This window comes from Pseudomonas sp. SWRI77, assembly GCF_014269105.1.
In the GTDB taxonomy this organism is placed as follows: domain Bacteria; phylum Pseudomonadota; class Gammaproteobacteria; order Pseudomonadales; family Pseudomonadaceae; genus Aquipseudomonas; species Aquipseudomonas capeferrum.
Genome location: NZ_JABWRV010000016.1, coordinates 1 through 20849, shown reverse-complemented (window position 1 = coordinate 20849; position 20849 = coordinate 1). Strand labels below are relative to the sequence as shown.

Here is a 20849-nt window from a genome sequence, read left to right as displayed (position 1 = left end):
CCCGGTATATAAAGGGCGAGACTGAGGGGGATGTTTTTATGCCAGTATCGAAAAATATTTTTCAAAATTCGTCAAAAAAGGTACGAACGGTCTTATGGCGTTTGGCGATAAAGGTGGGTTCGTTGGTTTTTTGGCGTCATAAACATGGCTTGGTGGCGAAATGAAGCTCGCCCTGTTGCAGGGCTGGGGAGGGGTGTTGCAGGTGGCCTCATCGCGAACAAGCCCGCGAAGAGGCCCTCATCAAATCACTCGGCAGGGTGGTCGCGCAGGAACACCAGGTGATCAGGCTTGGACTGCTCGGCACTGTAGTAGTAGCCCTGCACATCAAACGCTTTGAGCTGCTCCGGGTCGTTGATGCGCTGCTCGATCACGAAGCGGCTCATCATGCCCCGGGCTTTCTTGGCATAGAAACTGATGATCTTGTACTGGCCGTTCTTGAAGTCCTTGAAGTCGACGTTGATCACCCGCGCCTTCAAAGCGCTGCGTTTCACCGCACTGAAGTACTCGTTGCTGGCCAGGTTCAGCAACACGTCGTCACCCTGGTCGGCCAGGGCCTGGTTCAGCCATTCGCTGATGCGCGTGCCCCAGAAGGCATACAGGTCCTTGCCGCGGGCGTTGGCCAGCTTGGTGCCCATTTCCAGCCGATAAGGCTGCATCAGGTCGAGCGGGCGCAGCAGGCCATACAGGCCAGAGAGCATGCGCAGGTGGCCCTGGGCATAGCTGAAGTCATCTTCGCCAAGGCTTTGCGCATCGAGGCCGGTGTACACATCGCCTTTGAACGCCAGCAGCGCCTGCTTGGCGTTGGCCGGGGTGAAGTCTGGGGTCCAACTGCCGAAGCGGGCGGCATTGAGGCCGGCGAGCTTGTCGGACAGGTGCATCAGTTCGCTGATCTGGGCGGGCGACAGCTCGCGCAGTTGCACGATCAGTTCCTGGGAGTCGTCCAGATACTGGGGCAGGGTGAAACGTTCGGTCACCGGCGGGGTGTCGTAATCGAGGGTCTTGGCGGGGGAAATCACCGTCAGCATCGGGTCGGCTCCTGGAATCGTTGGCGCGATTCTACGGGCTGGGGCAGGCAAGTCCAAACTATGCCGACGATAGTCACAGACCATCGGCATGCCAGGCGCTATAGTGCGCGTTTTGCTGTTGCGGAGCTTCCCACCGTGCGCATTGCATCGGCCCTGCTGGCCGCGCTGTTGAGCCTGGCCGTGCAGGCCGCCCCTTCGCCCCAGGTGAGCCTGGACCGCAGCCTGTGGCCCGAGCAGCTGGACAGCCCGGCGCTGTTCGATGTCGCGTCGCGCGCGGAGATCCTGTCGTTCGCCCAGGTGCTGCACGAGAGCGAGCTGCTCGACGATGGCGCACTGGCGGCGCGGTTGGGCCTGCGGCAGGTCAACCTGCAGAAGGTGCGCCTGGTGCGGGCGCGCATGTGGCAGCGCTTGTGGCAGGGTTATCAACAGGCCCAGCGCAGTTGCGCGCAAGATGCCTCGTTCTGCTACCCGGTTACTTCGATGGCAGAATTGCGCACCCAGGCGGCCACGTTTGCCGCTGATGTCGGCACGTTCTACACCGGTTGGGTCGAGCCTAGCCACCAGTTCCATGTCCGTTACCTGGACGAGCAGCTGCGCAAGGCAGCGCTGCTGGGGCAAACCAGCAGCGAGGTCGAGCGCCTGTCCAACCGTGAACGCAATGGCGATGAGCTCAACGATCGCATGTTCTTGCTGACCTTCGTCGGCGGCCCCGGCCCTGATGGGGGTAATACCGACACGCTCGCCGCCTACCTGCGCAGGCAGAAGCTCGAGGGCACGTTCTTCGTGCTTGGCAACCGCCTGCAGCAGCGCCGCGATGCCGGTGCGGCGAATGCACTGCGCCAGCTCTATCGTGGGCAATGCGTAGGTATCCAGGGCTGGGAATATCGCTCCCATGCGCAGTGGACGGCTTGGCAGGACTCGCTGCGGCGCAGCCAGGCACGGGTGCAGGCTGACCTGCCCGAGCAGTACGTGCCGCTGTTCCGCCCGCCTTATGGCCAGCGTCGGGCCGATGGCGAAGCCTTCATGGCCAGCCAGCAGTTGCGCGTGTCGTTATGGGATATCGATGCCCAGGACGATGGCGCGCTGAGCGCGGAGGCCTCGGCGCAACGGGTGCTGACCTTGATGCTGCTGTGGCGCAAGGGCGTGATCCAGTTCCATGACAGCCTGCCCAAGGCCCAGCCGGCGGTGCAATGGTTGCTGCAAAATACCGCGCAGAGCGGCATCGGTTGGGAGGATTGCCACGCCTACGGCCAGGCTCGACAGGGGGACTAATATTTGACTGTAGACCCGCCTTGCCCCCTCGCCAACCCCTGATTGCCATTCGGAAAAATAAACTTCACCGACACGTAAAAAAACTTTTTCTAGTCATGGTTTATGCGGTATGAAGAAACCAGACAGCCGATCCCTGCAGCACAGGTGGCGTCATCCACCGTGTCAGGTTCGCTTCCCGCCCGTAGCAACGCGGATACGGGAAGACCGGCAGTCACTCTGCGGCGCAGCAGACCGCGCCGTGTGGCTTCGATATAAGGTGACCGAGTATGGATGACCAAGGACGCAACCCTTCCTCCAGCAAGCCAATCCTGTATGTGCTCGATACCAACGTCCTGATTCACGACCCCAACGCATTGCTCAACTTCGAGGAGCACCACGTCGCCCTGCCGATGACGGTGCTGGAGGAACTCGACAAGCTCAAGACCGGCAAGCAGACCATCGCCGCCGAATGTCGCCAGGCCATCCGCCTGATCGACCAGACCCTGGGTGACGCCTCGCCCAGCGATGTCGAACAGGGGGTACCGATCCAGCGTGGCAAGAGTGGGCCCAAAGGCTTCTTGTCGATCCTGATGAGCCCGCGCAACGAACCGAACCGGCTGCTGCCGGAAAACCTCAACGACAACATCATCATCAACCAGTTGCTGGAACTGCGGGCCAAGCGCACCGACCTTGACGTGGTGCTGGTCACCAAAGACATCAACATGCGCCTGAAGGCGCGCGCCTGTGGCATCGCGGCCGAGGACTACAGCACCGACCAGCTGGTCGATGACGTGTCGCTGTTGTCCAAGGGCTATCACTCGGTCACCGGCTCGTTCTGGGACCGGGTCAGCAAGGTCGACACCCGTCAGGAGCGGGGCCGCACCTGGCATCGGGTACAGCTGATCGACAACCTGCCGGCCGTGCACGTCAACGAATTCATCATCGATGAGCAAGGTTTCGTCGGCTGGATCAAGGGCATTCGCAGCGATGAACTGCTGCTGCTCGACCTGCATCAGGAACCCCTGTTGCACCAGGAAGCCTGGGGCCTGAAACCGCGAGACATCCATCAGAGCCTGGCGCTGTTCGCCCTGCTCGACCCGGATATCCACCTGGTCAACCTGACCGGCGCCGCCGGCTCCGGCAAAACCATCCTGGCCCTGGCGGCGGCCATTGAACAGACCATGGTCAGCAAGCGCTACCGGCGCATCATCGCCACCCGCAGCGTGCAGGGGCTGGACCAGGAGATCGGCTTCTTGCCGGGCACCGAAGCGGAGAAGATGGAGCCTTGGCTGGGCGCCATCACCGACAACCTCGAAGCCTTGCACATGGATGACGAGAGCACCCACGGCAGCGTCGAGTACATCCTTGAACGGGTGCCACTGCAGTTCAAGTCGCTGAACTACATTCGCGGTCGCAGCTTCCAGCAGAGCCTGATCCTGATCGATGAATGCCAGAACCTCACGCCGCACCAGATGAAAACCATCATCACCCGTGCCGGCTCCGGTTCCAAGGTGGTCTGCCTTGGCAACCTGGCGCAGATCGACACCCCCTACCTGTCCGCGACCAGCTCGGGCCTGACCTATCTGACCGAGCGCTTCAAGGACTTCCCCCATGGCGTGCACATCACCCTGCAGGGTGTGCCGCGGTCGGTGCTGGCCGAGTACGCCGAGTCGCATCTGTAACCCTTCGAGCCGGGCGGCGTGCCGCCCGGCCTCTTAGCGGGGCCTTCACTGATCTGGAATTGAGTGGTGAACCCGTGGAAGCGGGCTTGCCCCGCGAAGAGGCCACCACTGACAGTACATTCCGCTGCTCAAACCTGACCCACGGGTTTACACTCTTTGTTCCCTTCACAGGAGCAGAGCAGTGCTGACACATCTTGATTCCCAGGGGCGGGCCAACATGGTCGACGTCACTGAAAAGGCCGTGACCGAGCGCGAGGCCATTGCCGAGGCGCGGGTGCGCATGTTGCCGCAGACCTTGCAGATGATCGTCGATGGCGAGCACCCCAAGGGCGATGTGTTCGCCGTGGCGCGCATCGCCGGCATCCAGGCGGCGAAGAAGACCAGCGACCTGATTCCGCTGTGCCATCCGCTGATGCTGACCAGCGTCAAGGTCGAGCTCAGCGCCGAAGGCCAGGACGCGGTGCGTATCGTAGCCCGCTGCAAGCTGGCCGGGCAGACCGGTGTCGAGATGGAAGCACTGACCGCTGCCAGCGTTGCCGCGCTGACGATCTACGACATGTGCAAGGCCGTGGACAAAGGCATGGTGATCGAGCAGGTGCGCCTGCTGGAAAAACTCGGCGGCAAGAGCGGCCACTACAAGGTGGGCGCATGATCAAGGTCAAGGTGATGTATTTCGCCCGTTACCGGGAGTTGCTCGGGCTCGACGCCGAGCGCCTGGAAGGCGACTTCGCGGTAGTCGACGATGTGCGCAAGGCGCTGGTGGCCAAAGGCGAGCAGTATGCGTTGCTGGCTGAGCAGAACCTGATGTGCGCGCGCAACGAAGAGCTGTGCAAACTTGATGAGCCGCTGGCGGAGGGCGATGAAGTGGCGTTCTTCCCGCCGGTGACCGGAGGCTGAACATGACGGTGCGAGTGCAGCCAGAAGCGTTTGACCCAGGTTTCGAGGTCAATGCCATGCACGCCGCGAATGTCGGCGTGGGCGCGGTGGTGGGGTTCGTCGGCTATGTGCGGGACTTCAACGATGGTCGGGACGTAGCGGGGATGTTCCTGGAACACTATCCGGGGATGACCGAGAAGGCCTTGGCCAAGATCGTGGTCGAGGCCGAGCAGCGCTGGCCGTTGCTCAAGGTCGACGTGTTGCACCGCATTGGTGCGCTCGAGCCCGGTGAGCCGATCGTTTTTGTCGGCGTGGCCAGTGCCCATCGGCAGGCGGCGTTCGATGCCTGCAACTTCATCATGGACTACTTGAAGACCCGGGCGCCGTTCTGGAAGAAGGAAAACACCCAGGAAGGGCCGCGCTGGGTGGAAGGCAAGCAGAGTGACCAGGAAGCGGCGGGGCGCTGGTAGGCAAGGTTGCGCCGATTCCCTGTAGGAGCGGCCTTGTGTCGCGATAGGGCCGCGCAGCGGCCCCAAAATTTCAGCTTTGGTGCAGAGATTGCTGGGGCCGCTGCGCTGCCCTATCGCGACACAAGGCCGCTCCTACAAGGGCGGCGTCAGCATTCGGGCAATCAGTGGTGCTTGCGTGGTACCGGCGTCAACAGCTCATCTGGCGGCATCTCGCACTTGATCTTGCGCCCCAGCAGTTCTTCGATCGCCGGCAACTGGTAGGAATCGTCCTCACCGGCAAAGCTGATCGACACACCACTGGTCCCGGCACGGCCAGTACGGCCGATGCGGTGCACGTAGTCATCGGCATCTTCAGGCAGGGTGAAGTTGATCACGTGGCTGATGCCATCGATGTGAATACCACGGCCCGCCACGTCAGTGGCCACCAGCACGGTAATCCGGCCTTCGCGGAAGCTTTCCAGGGTGCGAATGCGCTTGTGCTGTGGCACATCGCCCGACAGTTGCGCAGCGTTGATGCCATCGCGCACCAGCTTTTCTTCGATGCGCCGCACCTCGTCCTTGCGGTTGGCAAACACCATCACCCGTTCCCACTTGTTCTGGGTCACCAGGTTGTACAGCAGCTTGTACTTGTCGCTGCCAGCCACCGCGTACACGTGCTGCTCGACGGTTTCGCTGGCCACGTTTTCCGGTTCGATCTCGACGATGGCCGGGTCGGTGGTCCACTGTTTGGCCAGGTTCATCACGTCTTCGGTGAAGGTGGCGGAGAACAGCAGGGTCTGGCGTTCGCTTTTCGGCGGGGTCTGGCGAATGATCTGGCGCACCTGGGGGATAAAGCCCATGTCGAGCATGCGGTCGGCTTCGTCCAGTACCATCACCTCGACCATGTCCAGGTGCACTTCACCGCGCTGATTGAAGTCCAGCAGGCGGCCCGGGGTGGCAACCAGAATGTCGCAATGGCGTGCTTCCAGGGCCTTGAGCTGCTTGTCGAAGTCCATGCCGCCGACAAAACTCATGACGTTCAGGCCGGTGTATTTGGTCAGGGCGGCGGCGTCCTTGGCAATCTGCACCACCAGTTCGCGGGTCGGCGCGATGATCAGCGCGCGCGGTTCGCCCATGTAGCGCTCCTTGGGCGGCGGCGTCTGCTGCAGCTGGGAAATGATCGAGATCAAAAACGCTGCGGTCTTGCCGGTGCCGGTCTGAGCGCGGCCGATCGCGTCCTGGCCACGCAGGGTGTAACCCAATACCTGCGCCTGGATCGGCGTGCAGTAGGGGAAGCCCAGGTCGTGGATCGCGTGCATCACTTCGTTGGACAGCTTGAAGTCGTGGAAGCGGGTTTTACCTTCCTGCGGCTCGACCACGAAGTCTTCCAGCTTCCACAGGCTGGCCTGTGGCTTTGGCTTGGGCTTGCGTTCGCGACGCGGTTTGTCCTTGGCCGGGTTGTCGGCAGCGGCAGGCGCTTGGGCCTGTTGGCTGGCGTCGGCGCGTTGTGGGGCCGGCTGGGGCGCTGGCTGAGGCTGGGGCTGAGCCACAGCAGCGGGCGCAGGCTCGGGCGTTTTCACGCTGGCAGCGGGATCGACGGCCTGGGGCGCGGCGTCTCCTTTGCCGAATATTTTTTTGAGTGCCTTGAGCACGATCGTCTCATCAACTGGTTAAGGAATGTACGCCGGGCAGTGTAAAGCAAGATCCCGACGCGGCGTAGCGGAATACACCCACAACTACAGGCGATCAGGCTTATTGCAGCTGCTTGCTCAACCAGTCATGGATGTCGCCCAGCTCTTCGACCACCACTTCGTGTTCCATCGGGTACTCGTGCCAGCGGGCGGCGACACCCCAGGTATTGAGGTACTCGAACGCGGTGCGGCCCATCGAGGGGATCACCACTGGGTCATGCACACCATGCAGGCACAGGGCCGGGGTGCGTTGCTGGCAGGCGCTCAGTTCATGGGCGTCGGAGAAGGTCGGGGCATAGGTGGACAGGGCGATCACGCCGCCCAGGGCTTCTTGCCACTTTATATAAGCCGTGTGCAGTACCACCGCGCCGCCTTGGGAGAAGCCGGCCAGGAAAATCCGCGTCAGGTTGATGCCCTTGGCCTGTTCTGCCTTGATCAGGGCGATGACCTGCTCGGCCGATTCCTCCAGCTGCGCCTCGTCGATGGCACGTGCCGGGGTCATGGCCTTGATGTCGTACCAGCTGGGCATGGCATAGCCGCCGTTGATGGTCACGGGGCGGGTGGGGGCCTGGGGCATGATGAAGCGGGTGCTGAGCAGTCGTTCCTGCATGAATTCGGCAACCGGTAGGAAGTCGTAACGGTCGGCGCCCAGGCCGTGCAACCAGATCACACAGGCGTCGGCGGTTTTCTGCGGTTCGAGAATCAGCGGGTTGGTCATGACTGCTCCGAAAATGTGCGGGTCTTGTTATGGCGTGCTTAAAAAGAAGGCGCTGCAAATGATTGTCGGAAAAATAATGTCGCAACGATACAACTTTGCCTACTTGACGTGCGCTTAAACGCTTTAGCCGCCAACTGTGGTACGCCCTTTGCTACGAAACATACGATGCAAGGGTCAGGCCGTGACGGTAACACCCTTTGCAAGCGAAGGCTGTCATAGAACAGCCCATTGCGCCAATTGACCCAATAACAAGCCAACACGGGTCGGATACGCCTCAAAAGGGTGCGGTGCAATTCCGGCTCGGTACAACAAGAGCGATTTGGAGGTTGTGAATGAAGATGTTGAAAACCACCCTGGCAGTCCTGACCGCTGCCGCTGCGCTGGGCGCCGTGACTACCGCCCAGGCCGGCGCCACGCTTGATGCGGTAAAGAAGAAGGGCTTCGTCCAGTGTGGCGTGAGCGACGGTCTTCCAGGCTTCTCGGTACCTGATGCGCAAGGCAAGATCGTCGGTATCGACGCCGATGTCTGCCGCGCCGTGGCCGCCGCCGTGTTCGGCGATGCGACCAAGGTCAAGTTCAGCCAGCTCAACGCCAAGGAACGCTTCACCGCACTGCAGTCCGGCGAAGTCGACGTGCTGTCGCGCAACACTACCTGGACCAGCTCGCGCGATGCCGGCATGGGCCTGGTGTTTGCCGGTGTCACCTACTATGACGGCGTCGGTTTCCTGGTCAACAAGAAGCTGGGTGTATCCAGCGCCAAGGAGCTCGACGGCGCGACCATCTGCATCCAGGCCGGTACCACCACCGAACTGAACGTGTCCGACTACTTCCGCGCCAATAACCTCAAGTACATCCCGATCACCTTCGACACCTCCGACGAAAGCGCCAAGTCGCTGGAATCGGGCCGTTGCGACGTGCTGACCTCGGACAAGTCGCAGCTGTTCGCCCAGCGCTCCAAGCTGGCCGCGCCGACCGACTACGTGGTGCTGCCGGAAACCATCTCCAAGGAACCGCTGGGCCCGGTGGTGCGCAAGGGCGACGAAGAGTGGTTCAGCATCGTCAAGTGGACCCTGTTCGCCATGATCAATGCCGAAGAGGCTGGTATCACTTCGAAAACCGTCGAAGCCGAGGCCAAGTCCACCAAGAACCCGGACAACGCCCGCCTGCTCGGCGCTGACGGCGAGTACGGCAAAGACCTCAAGCTGCCCAAAGACTGGGTAGTCCAGATCGTCAAGCAAGTCGGCAACTATGGCGAAGTGTTCGAGAAGAACCTGGGCCAGAGCACCGACCTGAAGATCGACCGTGGCATGAACGCCCTGTGGAACAACGGCGGCATCCAGTACGCGCCACCTGTGCGCTGATGGTTGCACCCTGCGGCGGCATTCCGCCGTCGCAGGCTGTTCGAATCCCTACTTTCCGGGGCACTTCATGCAAAATCGAATCGGCGCACAAAAGGGGCTATCCCTGAGTGATCCACGTGTGCGCGCGTGGCTGTTCCAGGTACTCACGATCCTGTTCGTGGTGGGCCTGGGCTGGTACCTGTTTCACAACACGCAAACCAACCTGCAGCACCGGGGCATTACCTCCGGCTTCGACTTCCTCGACCGCAGTGCCGGCTTCGGCATCGCCCAGCACCTGATCCCTTATGTGGAATCCGACAGCTACGCGCGGGTGTTCGTCATCGGCCTGCTCAACACCCTGCTGGTCACCTTCATCGGCGTCATCCTGGCGACGATCCTGGGGTTCATCATCGGCGTGGCGCGGCTGTCACCCAACTGGATGATCAACAAGCTGGCGACCGTGTATGTGGAGACCTTCCGCAACATCCCGCCGTTGTTGCAGATCCTGTTCTGGTACTTCGCGGTGTTTCTGACCCTGCCAGGACCGCGGGGCAGCATCAACTTCGACGACATGTTCTTCATCAGCAACCGCGGGCTGAACATGCCCGGTGCCTCGATGGCCGAGGGCTTCTGGCCGTTTGCCGTTGCCCTGGGGCTGGCGATCGTGGCCACGGTGGCGATGGTGCGCTATGCCAACAAACGCTTCAACGAGACCGGCAAGCCGTTCCACAAGTTCTGGGCAGGGCTGGCGCTGCTGGTCGTCATCCCTGGTCTGTGCGTATTGCTGTTTGGCAGCCCGGTGCACTTGGAAGTGCCGCAGCTCAAGGGTTTCAACTTCGTTGGCGGCTGGGTGCTGATTCCCGAACTGCTGGCCCTGACCCTGGCGCTGACCATCTATACCGCGGCGTTCATCGCCGAAATCGTGCGCTCGGGCATCCGTTCGGTCAGCCATGGCCAGACCGAAGCTGCGCGTTCGCTTGGCCTGCGCGAGGGCCCGACCCTGCGCAAGGTGATCATCCCCCAGGCACTGCGGGTGATCATTCCGCCACTGACCAGCCAGTACCTGAACCTGGCGAAGAACTCGTCGCTGGCGGCCGGTATCGGCTACCCGGAGATGGTCTCGCTGTTCGCCGGTACCGTGCTTAATCAGACCGGCCAGGCCATCGAGGTGATTGCCATCACCATGAGTGTCTATCTCGCCATCAGCATCAGCATTTCGCTGCTGATGAACTGGTACAACAAGCGCATTGCGCTGATCGAGCGGTGAGGATACGCCCGTGAATGCTCATGTTTTCAAACCTGACATGCCGCCACCGGTAAAAACCGTCGGCGTGCTCGCATGGATGCGGGCCAACCTGTTCTCCAGCTGGCTCAACACCCTGCTGACCTTGTTCGCCGTCTACCTGGTGTGGCTGATCGTGCCGCCGCTGGTGCAGTGGGCGTTGATCGACGCCAACTGGGTCGGCACGACCCGCGCCGATTGCACCAAGGAGGGCGCCTGCTGGGTGTTCATCCAGCAGCGCTTCGGCCAGTTCATGTACGGCTACTACCCGGCGGAACTGCGCTGGCGCGTAGACCTGACCGTGTGGCTGGCGGTACTTGGCGCCGCGCCGCTGTTCATCAAGCGCTTCCCGCGCAAGGCCGTGTATGGCCTGGGCTTCCTGGTGCTGTACCCGGTCCTTGCCTACACGCTGCTGCATGGCGGCTACCTGGGCCTGGAAAGCGTGCCGACCAGCCAGTGGGGCGGGCTGATGCTGACCCTGGTGATCGCCACGGTGGGTATCGTCGGTGCGTTGCCGCTGGGCATTTTGCTGGCATTGGGGCGGCGCTCCAGGATGCCGGCGGTGAAGGTGGTGTGCGTGACCTTCATCGAGTTCTGGCGCGGCGTACCGTTGATCACCGTGCTGTTCATGTCGTCGGTGATGCTGCCGCTGTTCCTGCCTGAGGGCATGAGCTTCGACAAGCTGCTGCGGGCGATGATCGGCGTGATCCTGTTCCAGTCGGCGTACATCGCCGAGGTGGTGCGTGGCGGCCTGCAGGCCATCCCCAAGGGGCAATACGAAGCGGCTGCGGCCATGGGCCTGGGCTACTGGCGTGCGATGGGGCTGGTGATTTTGCCCCAGGCACTGAAGCTGGTGATCCCCGGCATCGTCAACACCTTCATCGCCCTGTTCAAGGACACCAGCCTGGTGATCATCATCGGCCTGTTCGACCTGCTCAACAGCGTCAAGCAGGCCGCGGCCGACCCGGCCTGGCTGGGCATGGCGACCGAGGGTTATGTGTTTGCCGCCCTGGTGTTCTGGATTTTCTGTTTCGGTATGTCCCGCTACTCCATGCATCTGGAGCGCAAGCTGGACACTGGCCACAAGCGTTAGGAGTTTCGAAATGAGTGAAGCGATCAAGCAGCCTGCTGGCCCCGAAGGCATCATCCAGATGCAGGGTGTGAACAAATGGTACGGCCAGTTCCACGTGCTCAAGGACATCAACCTGAATGTGCGCCAAGGCGAGCGCATCGTCCTGTGCGGGCCGTCCGGGTCGGGCAAGTCGACGACCATTCGTTGCCTCAACCGCCTGGAGGAACATCAGCAGGGGCGCATCGTCGTCGATGGCGTCGAGCTGACCAACGACCTCAAGCAGATCGAGGCGATCCGCCGTGAGGTGGGCATGGTGTTCCAGCACTTCAACCTGTTCCCGCACCTGAGCATCCTGGAGAACTGCACGCTGGCGCCGATGTGGGTGCGCAAGATGCCACGGCGCAAGGCCGAGGAAATCGCCATGCATTATCTGGAGCGGGTGCGTATTCCGGAGCAGGCGCACAAGTACCCGGGGCAGTTGTCTGGCGGGCAGCAGCAGCGCGTGGCGATTGCCCGGGCGCTGTGCATGAAGCCGAAGATCATGCTGTTCGACGAGCCGACTTCGGCGCTGGACCCGGAGATGGTCAAGGAGGTGCTCGATACCATGGTGGGCCTGGCCGAGGATGGCATGACCATGCTGTGCGTGACCCACGAGATGGGCTTTGCCCGCACCGTGGCGAACCGGGTGATCTTCATGGACAAGGGGGAGATCGTGGAGCAGGCGGCCCCGGATGAGTTCTTCGACCGGCCGCGCAGTGACCGGACCAAGTTGTTCCTGAGCCAGATCCTGCATTGATGTAACCAGGGGCCGCCCCATCGGGGCGGCCCCATGCAGCTTTACTTCTCTTCCGGATTGGCAGCCGGCGCAGGCGGCGGCCGCAGCCCCACCTCGGCAATCAGCTTCAGTTGCTGCCCGTTGCGCATCACCTCGATGGTGATCTTCTCATTGGGCTTGATCCGCGCCACCTGGTTCATCGACTTGCGCCCGTCACCGGCCGGCTCGCCGTTGATGCTCATGATCACGTCACCCAACTGCAACCCGGCTTTTTGCGCCGGCCCTTCGCGGAAGATCCCCGCCACAACGATGCCCGGGCGGTCCTGCATGCCGAACGATTCGGCCAGCTCCTGGCTCAGCGGCTGCACTTCGATGCCCAGCCAGCCACGAATCACCTGGCCGTGCTCGACGATCGACTTCATCACCTCCAATGCCAGTTTCACCGGGATGGCGAAGCCGATGCCCTGGGAGCCACCGGACTTGGAGAAAATGGCCGTGTTGATGCCGATCAGGTTGCCGTTGGCATCGACCAGTGCGCCACCGGAGTTGCCGGGGTTGATCGCCGCGTCGGTCTGGATGAAGTCTTCGTAGTTGTTCAGGCCCAGCTGGTTGCGGCCGGTGGCGCTGATGATGCCCATGGTCACGGTCTGGCCGACGCCGAAGGGGTTGCCGATGGCCAGCGACACGTCGCCGATGTGGATGTTGTCGGAGCGGCCGATAGTGATGGCCGGCAGGCTTTTGAGGTCGATCTTCAGTACCGCAAGGTCGGTTTCCGGGTCGCTGCCGATCACCCGGGCCAAGGTCTCGCGGCCATCCTTGAGCGCCACCACGATCTGGTCGGCGCCACTGGTGACGTGGTTGTTGGTTAGCAGGTAGCCCTCGGGGCTCATGATCACCGCCGAACCCAGGCTCGATTCCCAGCGCTTCTGCTTGGGCAGGTTGTCGCCGAAGAAACGGCGGAACTGCGGGTCTTCGAACAGCGGGTGGGCGCTCTTGTTCACCACCTTGGTGGTGTACAAGTTGACCACCGCCGGCGCGGCCAGGGTCACGGCGTCGGCGTACGACACCGGGCCCTGCATGATCCGCGAGGTCTGCGGTGCCTGCTGCAGGTTGACGTCCTGGCTTGGCAGGCCGACCCATTGCGGGAAGCGCTGGATGATCAGCATGGCGATCAGCACACCGGTGAGCAGGGGCCAGCCAAAGTAACGCAGAGCCTTGAACATGAACGAATCCTGGGAGTAGGGCGGGAGCCAAGTAGCCGCGCCACGGGGCGCGAGCGCGCGCGATCATACACCTGAAACCGCTGATCGGCGATGGCTTGTCTGGCCTGCCCTCATGCGGCTGCCGCCGGTTTCCCCAAGGCCGGCGACGGCTCATAATGGCGGCCAGTATACGGGTGTTGAACCCGGCAAAAACGCAGATTTCGAGGAGATTTTCATGGCCGTCGCTCTGAACACCCTGGTCGAGGAAGCCGAGCGCTACCTGGGCAGCGCGAAGATCCAGGATTATTGCCCCAACGGGCTGCAGGTCGAGGGCCGCCCGCAGGTCAGCCGCATCGTCAGCGGCGTCACAGCCAGCCAGGCGTTGCTGGATGCCGCCGTCGAGGCCGAGGCTGACTTGGTGCTGGTTCACCATGGTTACTTCTGGAAGGGCGAGAACCCTTGCATCACGGGTATCAAGCAGCGGCGCCTGAAGACCCTGCTCAAGCACGACATCAGCCTGCTGGCGTTTCACCTGCCGCTGGACGTGCACCCGGAGGTGGGCAACAACGTGCAGTTGGCGCGCCAGCTGGACATTACCGTGGAGGGGCCACTGGACCCTGAAAACCCAAAAGTGGTCGGGTTGGTCGGTTCGCTGGCCGAACCGATCACGGCGCGCGATTTTGCCCGACGGGTGCAAGAGGTGATGGGGCGCGAGCCGTTGCTGGTCGAAGGCGAGCAGATGATTCGCCGGGTCGGTTGGTGCACGGGGGGCGGGCAGGGCTATATCGATACCGCGATTGCCGCCGGTGTCGACCTGTTCATCAGTGGCGAAGCGTCGGAGCAGACCTACCACAGTGCCCGCGAAAACGGCATCAGCTTCATTGCCGCCGGGCACCATGCCACCGAGCGCTATGGCGTACAGGCACTCGGCGATTACCTGGCACGGCGGTTTGCCGTAGAACACCTGTTCATCGATTGCCCCAACCCTATCTAAGCGGTCTTGCCCGCGAAGGGCCGCAAAGCGGCCCCATTTCCCCCAAACCCCCAGTCATATCGTTAGATTGTTTCGATCTAGCCCGCCTCCTAAATAGAAGCAGCCGCTGTGATAAAGTGGCTCGCTCGAACACGGCCCGCAGGCCGTCCATAAGATCGTTTTTCGTGAGTAGCCATGGTCGACAAACTGACGCACTTGAAACAGCTGGAGGCGGAGAGCATCCACATCATCCGCGAGGTGGCCGCCGAGTTCGACAACCCGGTGATGCTGTACTCGATCGGCAAGGATTCCGCCGTGATGCTGCACCTGGCGCGCAAGGCCTTCTTCCCGGGCAAGCTGCCGTTCCCGGTGATGCACGTCGACACCCAGTGGAAATTCCAGGAGATGTACAGCTTCCGCGACAAGATGGTCGAGGAAATGGGCCTGGAACTGATCACCCACGTCAACCCCGAGGGTGTGGCGCAGGGCATCAACCCCTTCACCCATGGCAGCTCCAAGCACACCGACATCATGAAAACCCAGGGCCTCAAGCAGGCGCTGGACAAGCATGGTTTCGACGCCGCCTTCGGTGGTGCCCGCCGTGACGAAGAAAAGTCCCGGGCCAAGGAGCGCGTCTACTCGTTCCGTGACAGCAAGCACCGCTGGGACCCGAAAAACCAGCGCCCCGAGCTGTGGAACGTGTACAACGGCAAGGTCAACAAGGGCGAGTCGATCCGCGTCTTCCCGCTGTCGAACTGGACCGAGCTGGACATCTGGCAGTACATCTACCTCGAAGGCATCCCGATCGTGCCGCTGTACTTCGCCGCCGAGCGTGAAGTGATCGAGAAGAATGGCACCCTGATCATGATCGACGACGCGCGCATTCTCGAGCACCTCTCCGAGGAAGAGAAAGCCCGCATCGTCAAGAAGAAGGTGCGTTTCCGTACCCTCGGTTGCTACCCGTTGACGGGCGCTGTCGAGTCGGAAGCCGAGACCCTGACGGACATCATTCAGGAAATGCTCCTGACCCGTACGTCCGAACGCCAGGGCCGTGTCATCGACCACGATGGCGCCGGCTCCATGGAAGACAAGAAACGCCAAGGCTATTTCTAAGCTTCAAGTTACAAGCGGCAAGCTGCAAGACAGAAGCAGAACGAGTAGCTTCTGATTTTTGTGGACTGCCGCCTGCACTGCGGGCGCACAGGGAGTGTCTGCAGTGGATTTTGAGAAGTTGCTGGTTTGGCAGAGAAGTAAAAACTTAGCCGTTGTGATGTATCAGGCATTTGCCGACTGCCGGGATTTTGGATTCAGATCTCAGATCACCCGTGCAGCGGTTTCAGTTCCTTCCAACATTACCGAAGGGATGGAGCGCAGAGGGTCGCGGGAGAAGACGTGGTTCCTAAGCGTGGCGAAAGCTTCCTGCGCAGAGTGCGGGCGCAACTGATAATTGCCGGTGAAATGGGTTACTTGCCTTCTGAATTGGCCAACGACTGGATTACTGAAACCCGTGAGCTCTCCAGAATGCTTGCAGGGTTGATCAACAAAATTTCTAACTAGCTGTACGCCGACAAGCTTGCTGCTTGAAGCTTACAGCTTGGAGCTTGAATGCAATGAGTCACCAATCTGATCTGATCAGCGAGGACATCCTCGCCTACCTGGCCCAGCACGAGCGCAAGGAACTGCTGCGTTTCCTGACCTGCGGCAACGTCGACGACGGCAAGAGCACCCTGATCGGGCGCCTGCTGCACGACTCGAAGATGATCTACGAGGACCACCTCGAAGCCATCACCCGTGATTCGAAGAAGTCCGGCACCACCGGCGAAGAAGTCGACCTGGCGCTGCTGGTCGACGGCCTGCAGGCCGAGCGCGAGCAGGGCATCACCATCGATGTCGCCTACCGCTACTTCTCCACCGCCAAGCGCAAGTTCATCATTGCCGACACCCCGGGCCACGAGCAGTACACCCGTAACATGGCCACCGGTGCGTCCACCTGTGACCTGGCGATCATCCTGGTCGATGCCCGCTATGGCGTGCAGACCCAGACCCGTCGCCACAGCTACATCGCCTCGTTGCTGGGCATCAAGCACATCGTCGTCGCGGTCAACAAGATGGACCTCAAAGGTTTCGACGAGGGCGTCTTCGAAGAAATCAAGGCCGACTACCTGAAGTTTGCCGATGCCATCAACCTGACGCCGAGCAGCCTGCACTTCGTGCCGATGTCGGCGCTCAAGGGCGACAACGTGGTCAACCGCAGCGAGCGTTCGCCGTGGTACACCGGCCCTGCGCTGATGGAAATCCTCGAGACCGTGGAAGTCGCGGCCGACCGCAACTTCACCGACTTGCGCTTCCCGGTGCAGTACGTCAACCGCCCTAACCTGAACTTCCGCGGCTTCGCCGGCACCCTTGCCAGCGGCGTGGTGCACAAGGGTGACGAAATCGTCGTGCTGCCGTCGGGCAAGAGCAGCCGGGTCAAGTCCATCGTCACCTACGAAGGTGAGCTTGAAAACGCCGGCCCAGGCCAGGCCGTGACCCTGACCATGGAAGACGAGATCGATATCTCCCGTGGCGACCTGCTGGTGCATGCCGACAACGTGCCGCCGGTAACCGACCAGTTTGACGCGATGCTGGTGTGGATGGCTGAAGAGCCGATGCTCCCGGGCAAGAAATACGACATCAAGCGCGCCACCAGCTATGTGCCGGGCTCGATCGCCAGCATCACCCACAAGGTCGATGTAAATACCCTCGAAAAAGACGCTGCCAGTGCGCTGCAACTGAACGAGATCGGTCGGGTCAAGGTGTCCCTGGACAGCGCCATCGCGCTGGACGGCTATGACAGCAACCGCACCACCGGTGCGTTCATCGTCATCGACCGCCTGACCAATGGCACCGTCGGCGCCGGCATGATCATCGCGCCGCCAGTACTGCCACACGGCAGCACCGGCCAGCACGGCAAGCAGGCCCACGTTTCCACCGAAGAGCGCGCCCTGCGCTTCGGCCAGCAGCCGGCCACCGTGCTGTTCAGCGGCTTGTCCGGTGCTGGCAAGAGCACCTTGGCTTATGCCGTGGAGCGCAAGCTGTTCGACATGGGCCGTGCTGTTTACGTGCTCGATGGCCAGAACCTGCGCCACGACCTGAACAAGGGCCTGCCACAGGACCGCGCCGGCCGTACTGAAAACTGGCGCCGCGCCGCCCATGTGGCGCGCCAGTTCAACGAAGCCGGCATGCTGACCCTGGCTGCGTTCGTTGCCCCGGATGCCGAAGGCCGCGAACAGGCCAAGGCGCTGATCGGCAAGGAGCGCCTGGTGACCGTTTACGTCCAGGCCTCGCCTATCGCCTGCCGCGAGCGCGACCCGCAGGGCCTGTATGCGGCCGGTGGCGACAACATCCCGGGCGAGAGCTTCCCGTTCGATGTACCGCTGGATGCTGACCTGGTGATTGATACCCAGGCTACCAGCGTCGATGAAGGCGTGAAGCAGGTGCTGGATGTGCTGCGTCAGCGCGGCGCGATCTAAGCGCTGAAGCTGCATGAAAAAACCCGCTTCGGCGGGTTTTTTTATGGCTGTGATTAAAGCACACGCACGGCGATCAGTTAGCGACTTGACGGATAGACAAGTTGACAAGTTGACAAGTTGATAGCTCTTCAAGGGCCGGTCTAGTCTGTTGGTACAGGGGACAACCACACATGAAGTACTCCATCCGGAAATCGGTCGTATCGAAGCTGCGAAGGCCGCATTGCGTGAGCGCTTTGAGGAGCACCTTGCTCGTGCTTCGGAAGCGGTGGTGCTGAAAGCTGTGGCCCTTACGGACGAAAAAGCATTCGCGGCGCTTGCCAAGGTAGAGGTTGAGACTAAACGCAGTATCGCAACGCGCAACCAGGAAGCCGTGTCCAGGATGAACGCGCGTGCGTTCGAGCGGGTCGACGGTCGTTGCGAGTTACTGGACGCCAAGGCGGCCTGCGAAATACTGGGCATTACAAAGCAGGCACTGAGCCAGAAGACAAAAGCTGGAAACCTGCTTGCGTACACAAATTCCGATAACCGCAGAAAATTCTACCCAACGTTTCAGTTTGCCAATAACAAGCCACGGGCAGTTGTTGCAAGGCTGATCAAAGCGCTAGAGGTAGACCCTGCCGACCTTGAAGCCATGAATTTTCTGGTTCAGCACCTGGTCGGCAAAATGGATTACTCAGACCCAGGGGAGCCAAGCAATGAAGTGCCACGGTTCGAATTGTTGGATGACAGTGTGGCCCTGAGGATCATCACGCGTGACTATGTGAATGCCTTGACGGCGGGGCAGTGAAAGCCGGGGCTGTCTACAAGGCTTCTTGTACGTTTACTCCAGCACTACACCTAGGCTGTCCAGGAATTCAACGGCCGTTTCACCGTTAGACAGCAGCGCCTGCATGAGAGGTTGATAGCTCAGTGCTTCCACCTGGGTTGAGCGACCTGTGTTCAAGACGAGATTGCACCCCTGCATGGAGCCGGTGACGGTATAAACCGCTGACTGATAAAGCAGCCCATCAACCCCGCTTTGGTACATGCATGCCTGGCTGTTTTTTCGGTTTTTATCCTAGCGCAACTTTTTCCATTGGGGATCTGCGAGTGTTTTAGCCGCTTTTCTGTTGAGCTGTAGGAAATTTCTGTAATCGTAAATGTTGGGGGTCATTTATACGCTTCATATGCCGTTTGGGGGCAGGAGGGTGAAGGCCAAAGTTAATCTGGCTGAATGCTTGTTGGTCGGCGACATAGGCAGTGCGTGGCCACCTGCTGAGCTTCGTCTATAATGGGTTATAAGAAGTAACACCCCGCAGGAGTGGGGTGTTATATTCACGCTGCTTTAAATCCTGGTTTATCGTTGGCTGCGCGCTACTCTTTTATGGTACGTGCTCCAAGTCATCATCCTGACTGTTTTTCTTTTTTATGTTATTCATCCATCGAAAGTGCTCTTGGTAATCCATCTGGCGCTCGCAACCCTGCTTGTACGGGTCCATGTCGCATTTGAAATGGATGTCTTGTTTGTCAGGGAATAATATAGGCATCTCGTGGGTGCATCCGTTAAGAACAATTAGAATCATGATGGCTAGCTTTTTCATGGCGTATATTTGCGTGCGCGAAAGTTGTTATTTTGGTGGGGAAATTAAGTGTTTCAGTATGGGCTGGTCTTTTTGGGTCCTCGTGGATGTCTTTCTGAGCTTGAATTATGGCTGGTTTTTCAAGATTGATCTGGGCTAATAGGTGAAGGGGATTTCGCTTTAGTTTGTAGGGATTTTTTCCAGCTTTAGTGGGGGAGCAGTTCTACGTGTTATTGTGCTCGTTATATAGCCATCATGGTCGTGGATCGCTTAATAAGCGGGCCATGTGTGCCAATAGACCTGAGGTGTGTAATGGGAAGAGGTAAGTATCGAAAAATAAGCTATCAGCCGTTCCTTGGTTCGGGTGGGGTATTGCTCCCTCCTAGGCTCTGTCTGAAATCCCAAGAAACTGAAATGTGGCCCCGGAACAGCCCAGGTTCGGTACAGTCGCCGACCATCTACGGAAAGGAATTCTGTGATGGCAAAGCGTTATGAGCTCTCGGATGAAGCGTGGGCGGTGGTCGCCGACCTCTTTACGGCAGTCCACGTCAGGGGCAGGCCCCGCAGCAGTGATCGCTTGATGCTCGATGGTGTTCTCTGGGTGCTCTGCTCAGGAGCAGCCTGGCGAGATATGCCCGAGCGTTTCGGGTCTTGGGCGACTGTCTATCACCGCTTCCGAGTCTGGCGAAACCGCGGAACGTTCGATCAGATGCTCAGACGATTGCACCTCAGAATCAATGACAAAGGCTTGATCGATCCCCACACCTGGATGATCGATTCGACCGCTGTTAGAGCAACCCGTGCTTCATCTGGAGCGCGGAAAAAAGGGGGCCTGACGAGCCTGCCGATCACGCTCTAGGCCGAAGTCGTGGCGGCCTGACAACCAAAATCCACATGCTCTGCGACGCCAACGGGATACCGTTGCGCTTTCTCCTCTCTGGCGGTCAAGCCAGTGACATCAGCTACGCACAACCACTGCTGGACGAGGTCAGCATTCCATCGAGCCAACGTGGCCGCCCGCGCAAGCGCTGTAAATGGCTACTTGCCGACAAGGGCTACGACGCCGAAGCGCTACGCCGCTACTGCGATCAATATCGAATGCAACCCGTCATCCCGCTGCGCTCGATGAAGCGCAAGCCCAAGCCTGGCTTACCCAGACTGTTCGACCGGCCCAAATACCGACAGCGCAACATCATCGAACGCATGTTTGGCTGGCTGAAAGAGAACCGCCGGATCGTCACGCGCTTCGACAAGCTCGCAAAAAGTTACGCCGCGATGGTCTCGCTGGCTTGTGTCATGCGGTGTATGCGACGGCTTTTTTCAGACAGAGCCTAGTGTGGTGTTTCAGAAATACCACTGAAAATCATTTGCCCAGCGCTCGCGCCGCGCGAGCGACTGAGGCAAGGATGTCCTCGGCCTTCTTGTGCCACCGAAATGGCTTC

Annotated in this window: 18 protein-coding genes and 1 pseudogene; 15 read left to right on the top strand and 4 right to left on the bottom strand. The window is 60.6% G+C overall.

From position 1 onward, the window contains the following. Positions 1–245: 245 nt before the first annotated feature. A complete protein-coding gene (gene yaaA / locus HU766_RS16265) occupies positions 246–1025 on the bottom strand; it encodes a peroxide stress protein YaaA (RefSeq protein WP_033702871.1) in 780 nt (259 codons plus the stop codon). 135 nt (positions 1026–1160) lie between these two features. On the opposite strand from yaaA, the gene HU766_RS16260 reads away from it, so the two are divergent. The 5 genes from HU766_RS16260 to moaE all read left to right on the top strand — a co-directional run bounded on the left by HU766_RS16260 (position 1161) and on the right by moaE (position 5304). Continuing rightward, positions 1161–2297, top strand: coding sequence for a polysaccharide deacetylase family protein (locus HU766_RS16260; RefSeq protein WP_186658777.1), 1137 nt, complete (start codon positions 1161–1163; stop codon positions 2295–2297). Positions 2298–2563: 266 nt separating this feature from the next. Next, entirely contained in the window at positions 2564–3958 is a 1395-nt protein-coding gene (locus HU766_RS16255; RefSeq protein ID WP_033702869.1) for a PhoH family protein, read from the top strand. Positions 3959–4139: 181 nt separating this feature from the next. Beyond that, positions 4140–4610, top strand: a complete 471-nt coding sequence (moaC, locus tag HU766_RS16250) for a cyclic pyranopterin monophosphate synthase MoaC (RefSeq protein WP_033702868.1) — start codon at positions 4140–4142, stop codon at positions 4608–4610. Next, positions 4610–4855 (top strand): molybdopterin converting factor subunit 1, encoded by a 246-nt coding sequence (moaD, locus tag HU766_RS16245; protein ID WP_033703011.1) that lies wholly within the window; start codon positions 4610–4612, stop codon positions 4853–4855. The genes moaC and moaD overlap by 1 nt, the downstream gene beginning before the upstream one ends. Positions 4856–4857: 2 nt before the next feature. Continuing rightward, positions 4858–5304, top strand: a complete 447-nt coding sequence (gene moaE, locus HU766_RS16240; RefSeq protein ID WP_033702867.1) for a molybdopterin synthase catalytic subunit MoaE — start codon at positions 4858–4860, stop codon at positions 5302–5304. Positions 5305–5465: 161 nt separating this feature from the next. On the opposite strand, the gene rhlB is transcribed toward moaE, so the two are convergent. Then, positions 5466–6935: an ATP-dependent RNA helicase RhlB gene (rhlB, locus tag HU766_RS16235; protein WP_186658774.1), complete on the bottom strand. Its 1470-nt coding sequence runs from the start codon at positions 6933–6935 to the stop codon at positions 5466–5468. Between the two features lie 100 nt (positions 6936–7035). After that, positions 7036–7692, bottom strand: a complete 657-nt coding sequence (locus HU766_RS16230) for an alpha/beta fold hydrolase (protein ID WP_186658771.1) — start codon at positions 7690–7692, stop codon at positions 7036–7038. 332 nt (positions 7693–8024) lie between these two features. Between HU766_RS16230 and HU766_RS16225 the strand changes: the two genes are divergently transcribed. The 4 genes from HU766_RS16225 to HU766_RS16210 all read left to right on the top strand — a co-directional run bounded on the left by HU766_RS16225 (position 8025) and on the right by HU766_RS16210 (position 12182). Further along, positions 8025–9053: an amino acid ABC transporter substrate-binding protein gene (locus HU766_RS16225; RefSeq protein ID WP_186658768.1), complete on the top strand. Its 1029-nt coding sequence runs from the start codon at positions 8025–8027 to the stop codon at positions 9051–9053. Between the two features lie 67 nt (positions 9054–9120). Beyond that, a complete protein-coding gene (locus HU766_RS16220) occupies positions 9121–10299 on the top strand; it encodes an amino acid ABC transporter permease (protein ID WP_186658765.1) in 1179 nt (392 codons plus the stop codon). 10 nt (positions 10300–10309) lie between these two features. Further along, positions 10310–11407 carry an amino acid ABC transporter permease gene (locus HU766_RS16215; RefSeq protein WP_033702862.1) on the top strand — a complete coding sequence of 366 codons (1098 nt, stop codon included), beginning with the start codon at positions 10310–10312 and terminating at the stop codon, positions 11405–11407. A gap of 10 nt (positions 11408–11417) precedes the next feature. Continuing rightward, positions 11418–12182, top strand: coding sequence for an amino acid ABC transporter ATP-binding protein (locus tag HU766_RS16210; protein WP_033702861.1), 765 nt, complete (start codon positions 11418–11420; stop codon positions 12180–12182). Between the two features lie 41 nt (positions 12183–12223). Here HU766_RS16210 and algW read toward each other — a convergent pair whose 3' ends face one another. Then, a complete protein-coding gene (gene algW, locus HU766_RS16205) occupies positions 12224–13384 on the bottom strand; it encodes a Do family serine endopeptidase AlgW (protein WP_033702860.1) in 1161 nt (386 codons plus the stop codon). Positions 13385–13598: 214 nt separating this feature from the next. On the opposite strand from algW, the gene HU766_RS16200 reads away from it, so the two are divergent. The 6 genes and pseudogenes from HU766_RS16200 (at position 13599) to HU766_RS16175 (ending at position 20742) form a co-directional block, all read left to right on the top strand. Next, positions 13599–14357, top strand: a complete 759-nt coding sequence (locus HU766_RS16200; protein ID WP_047582657.1) for a Nif3-like dinuclear metal center hexameric protein — start codon at positions 13599–13601, stop codon at positions 14355–14357. A gap of 174 nt (positions 14358–14531) precedes the next feature. Then, positions 14532–15449, top strand: a complete 918-nt coding sequence (gene cysD, locus HU766_RS16195; protein WP_095064192.1) for a sulfate adenylyltransferase subunit CysD — start codon at positions 14532–14534, stop codon at positions 15447–15449. Between the two features lie 103 nt (positions 15450–15552). Continuing rightward, positions 15553–15893, top strand: a pseudogene (locus tag HU766_RS16190) (four helix bundle protein). Positions 15894–15946: 53 nt separating this feature from the next. After that, positions 15947–17848, top strand: a complete 1902-nt coding sequence (cysN, locus tag HU766_RS16185) for a sulfate adenylyltransferase subunit CysN (RefSeq protein WP_033702857.1) — start codon at positions 15947–15949, stop codon at positions 17846–17848. A 148-nt stretch (positions 17849–17996) separates the two neighbouring features. Further along, a complete protein-coding gene (locus HU766_RS16180; RefSeq protein ID WP_186658762.1) occupies positions 17997–18635 on the top strand; it encodes a hypothetical protein in 639 nt (212 codons plus the stop codon). A 1250-nt stretch (positions 18636–19885) separates the two neighbouring features. Beyond that, positions 19886–20742, top strand: a protein-coding gene (locus HU766_RS16175) for an IS5 family transposase (protein ID WP_186658759.1) whose coding sequence is annotated in 2 segments (ribosomal slippage) — positions 19886–20234 and positions 20234–20742 — 858 coding nt in all. Because the reading frame shifts where the segments join, the coding sequence is not laid out codon by codon here. Positions 20743–20849: the final 107 nt, after the last annotated feature.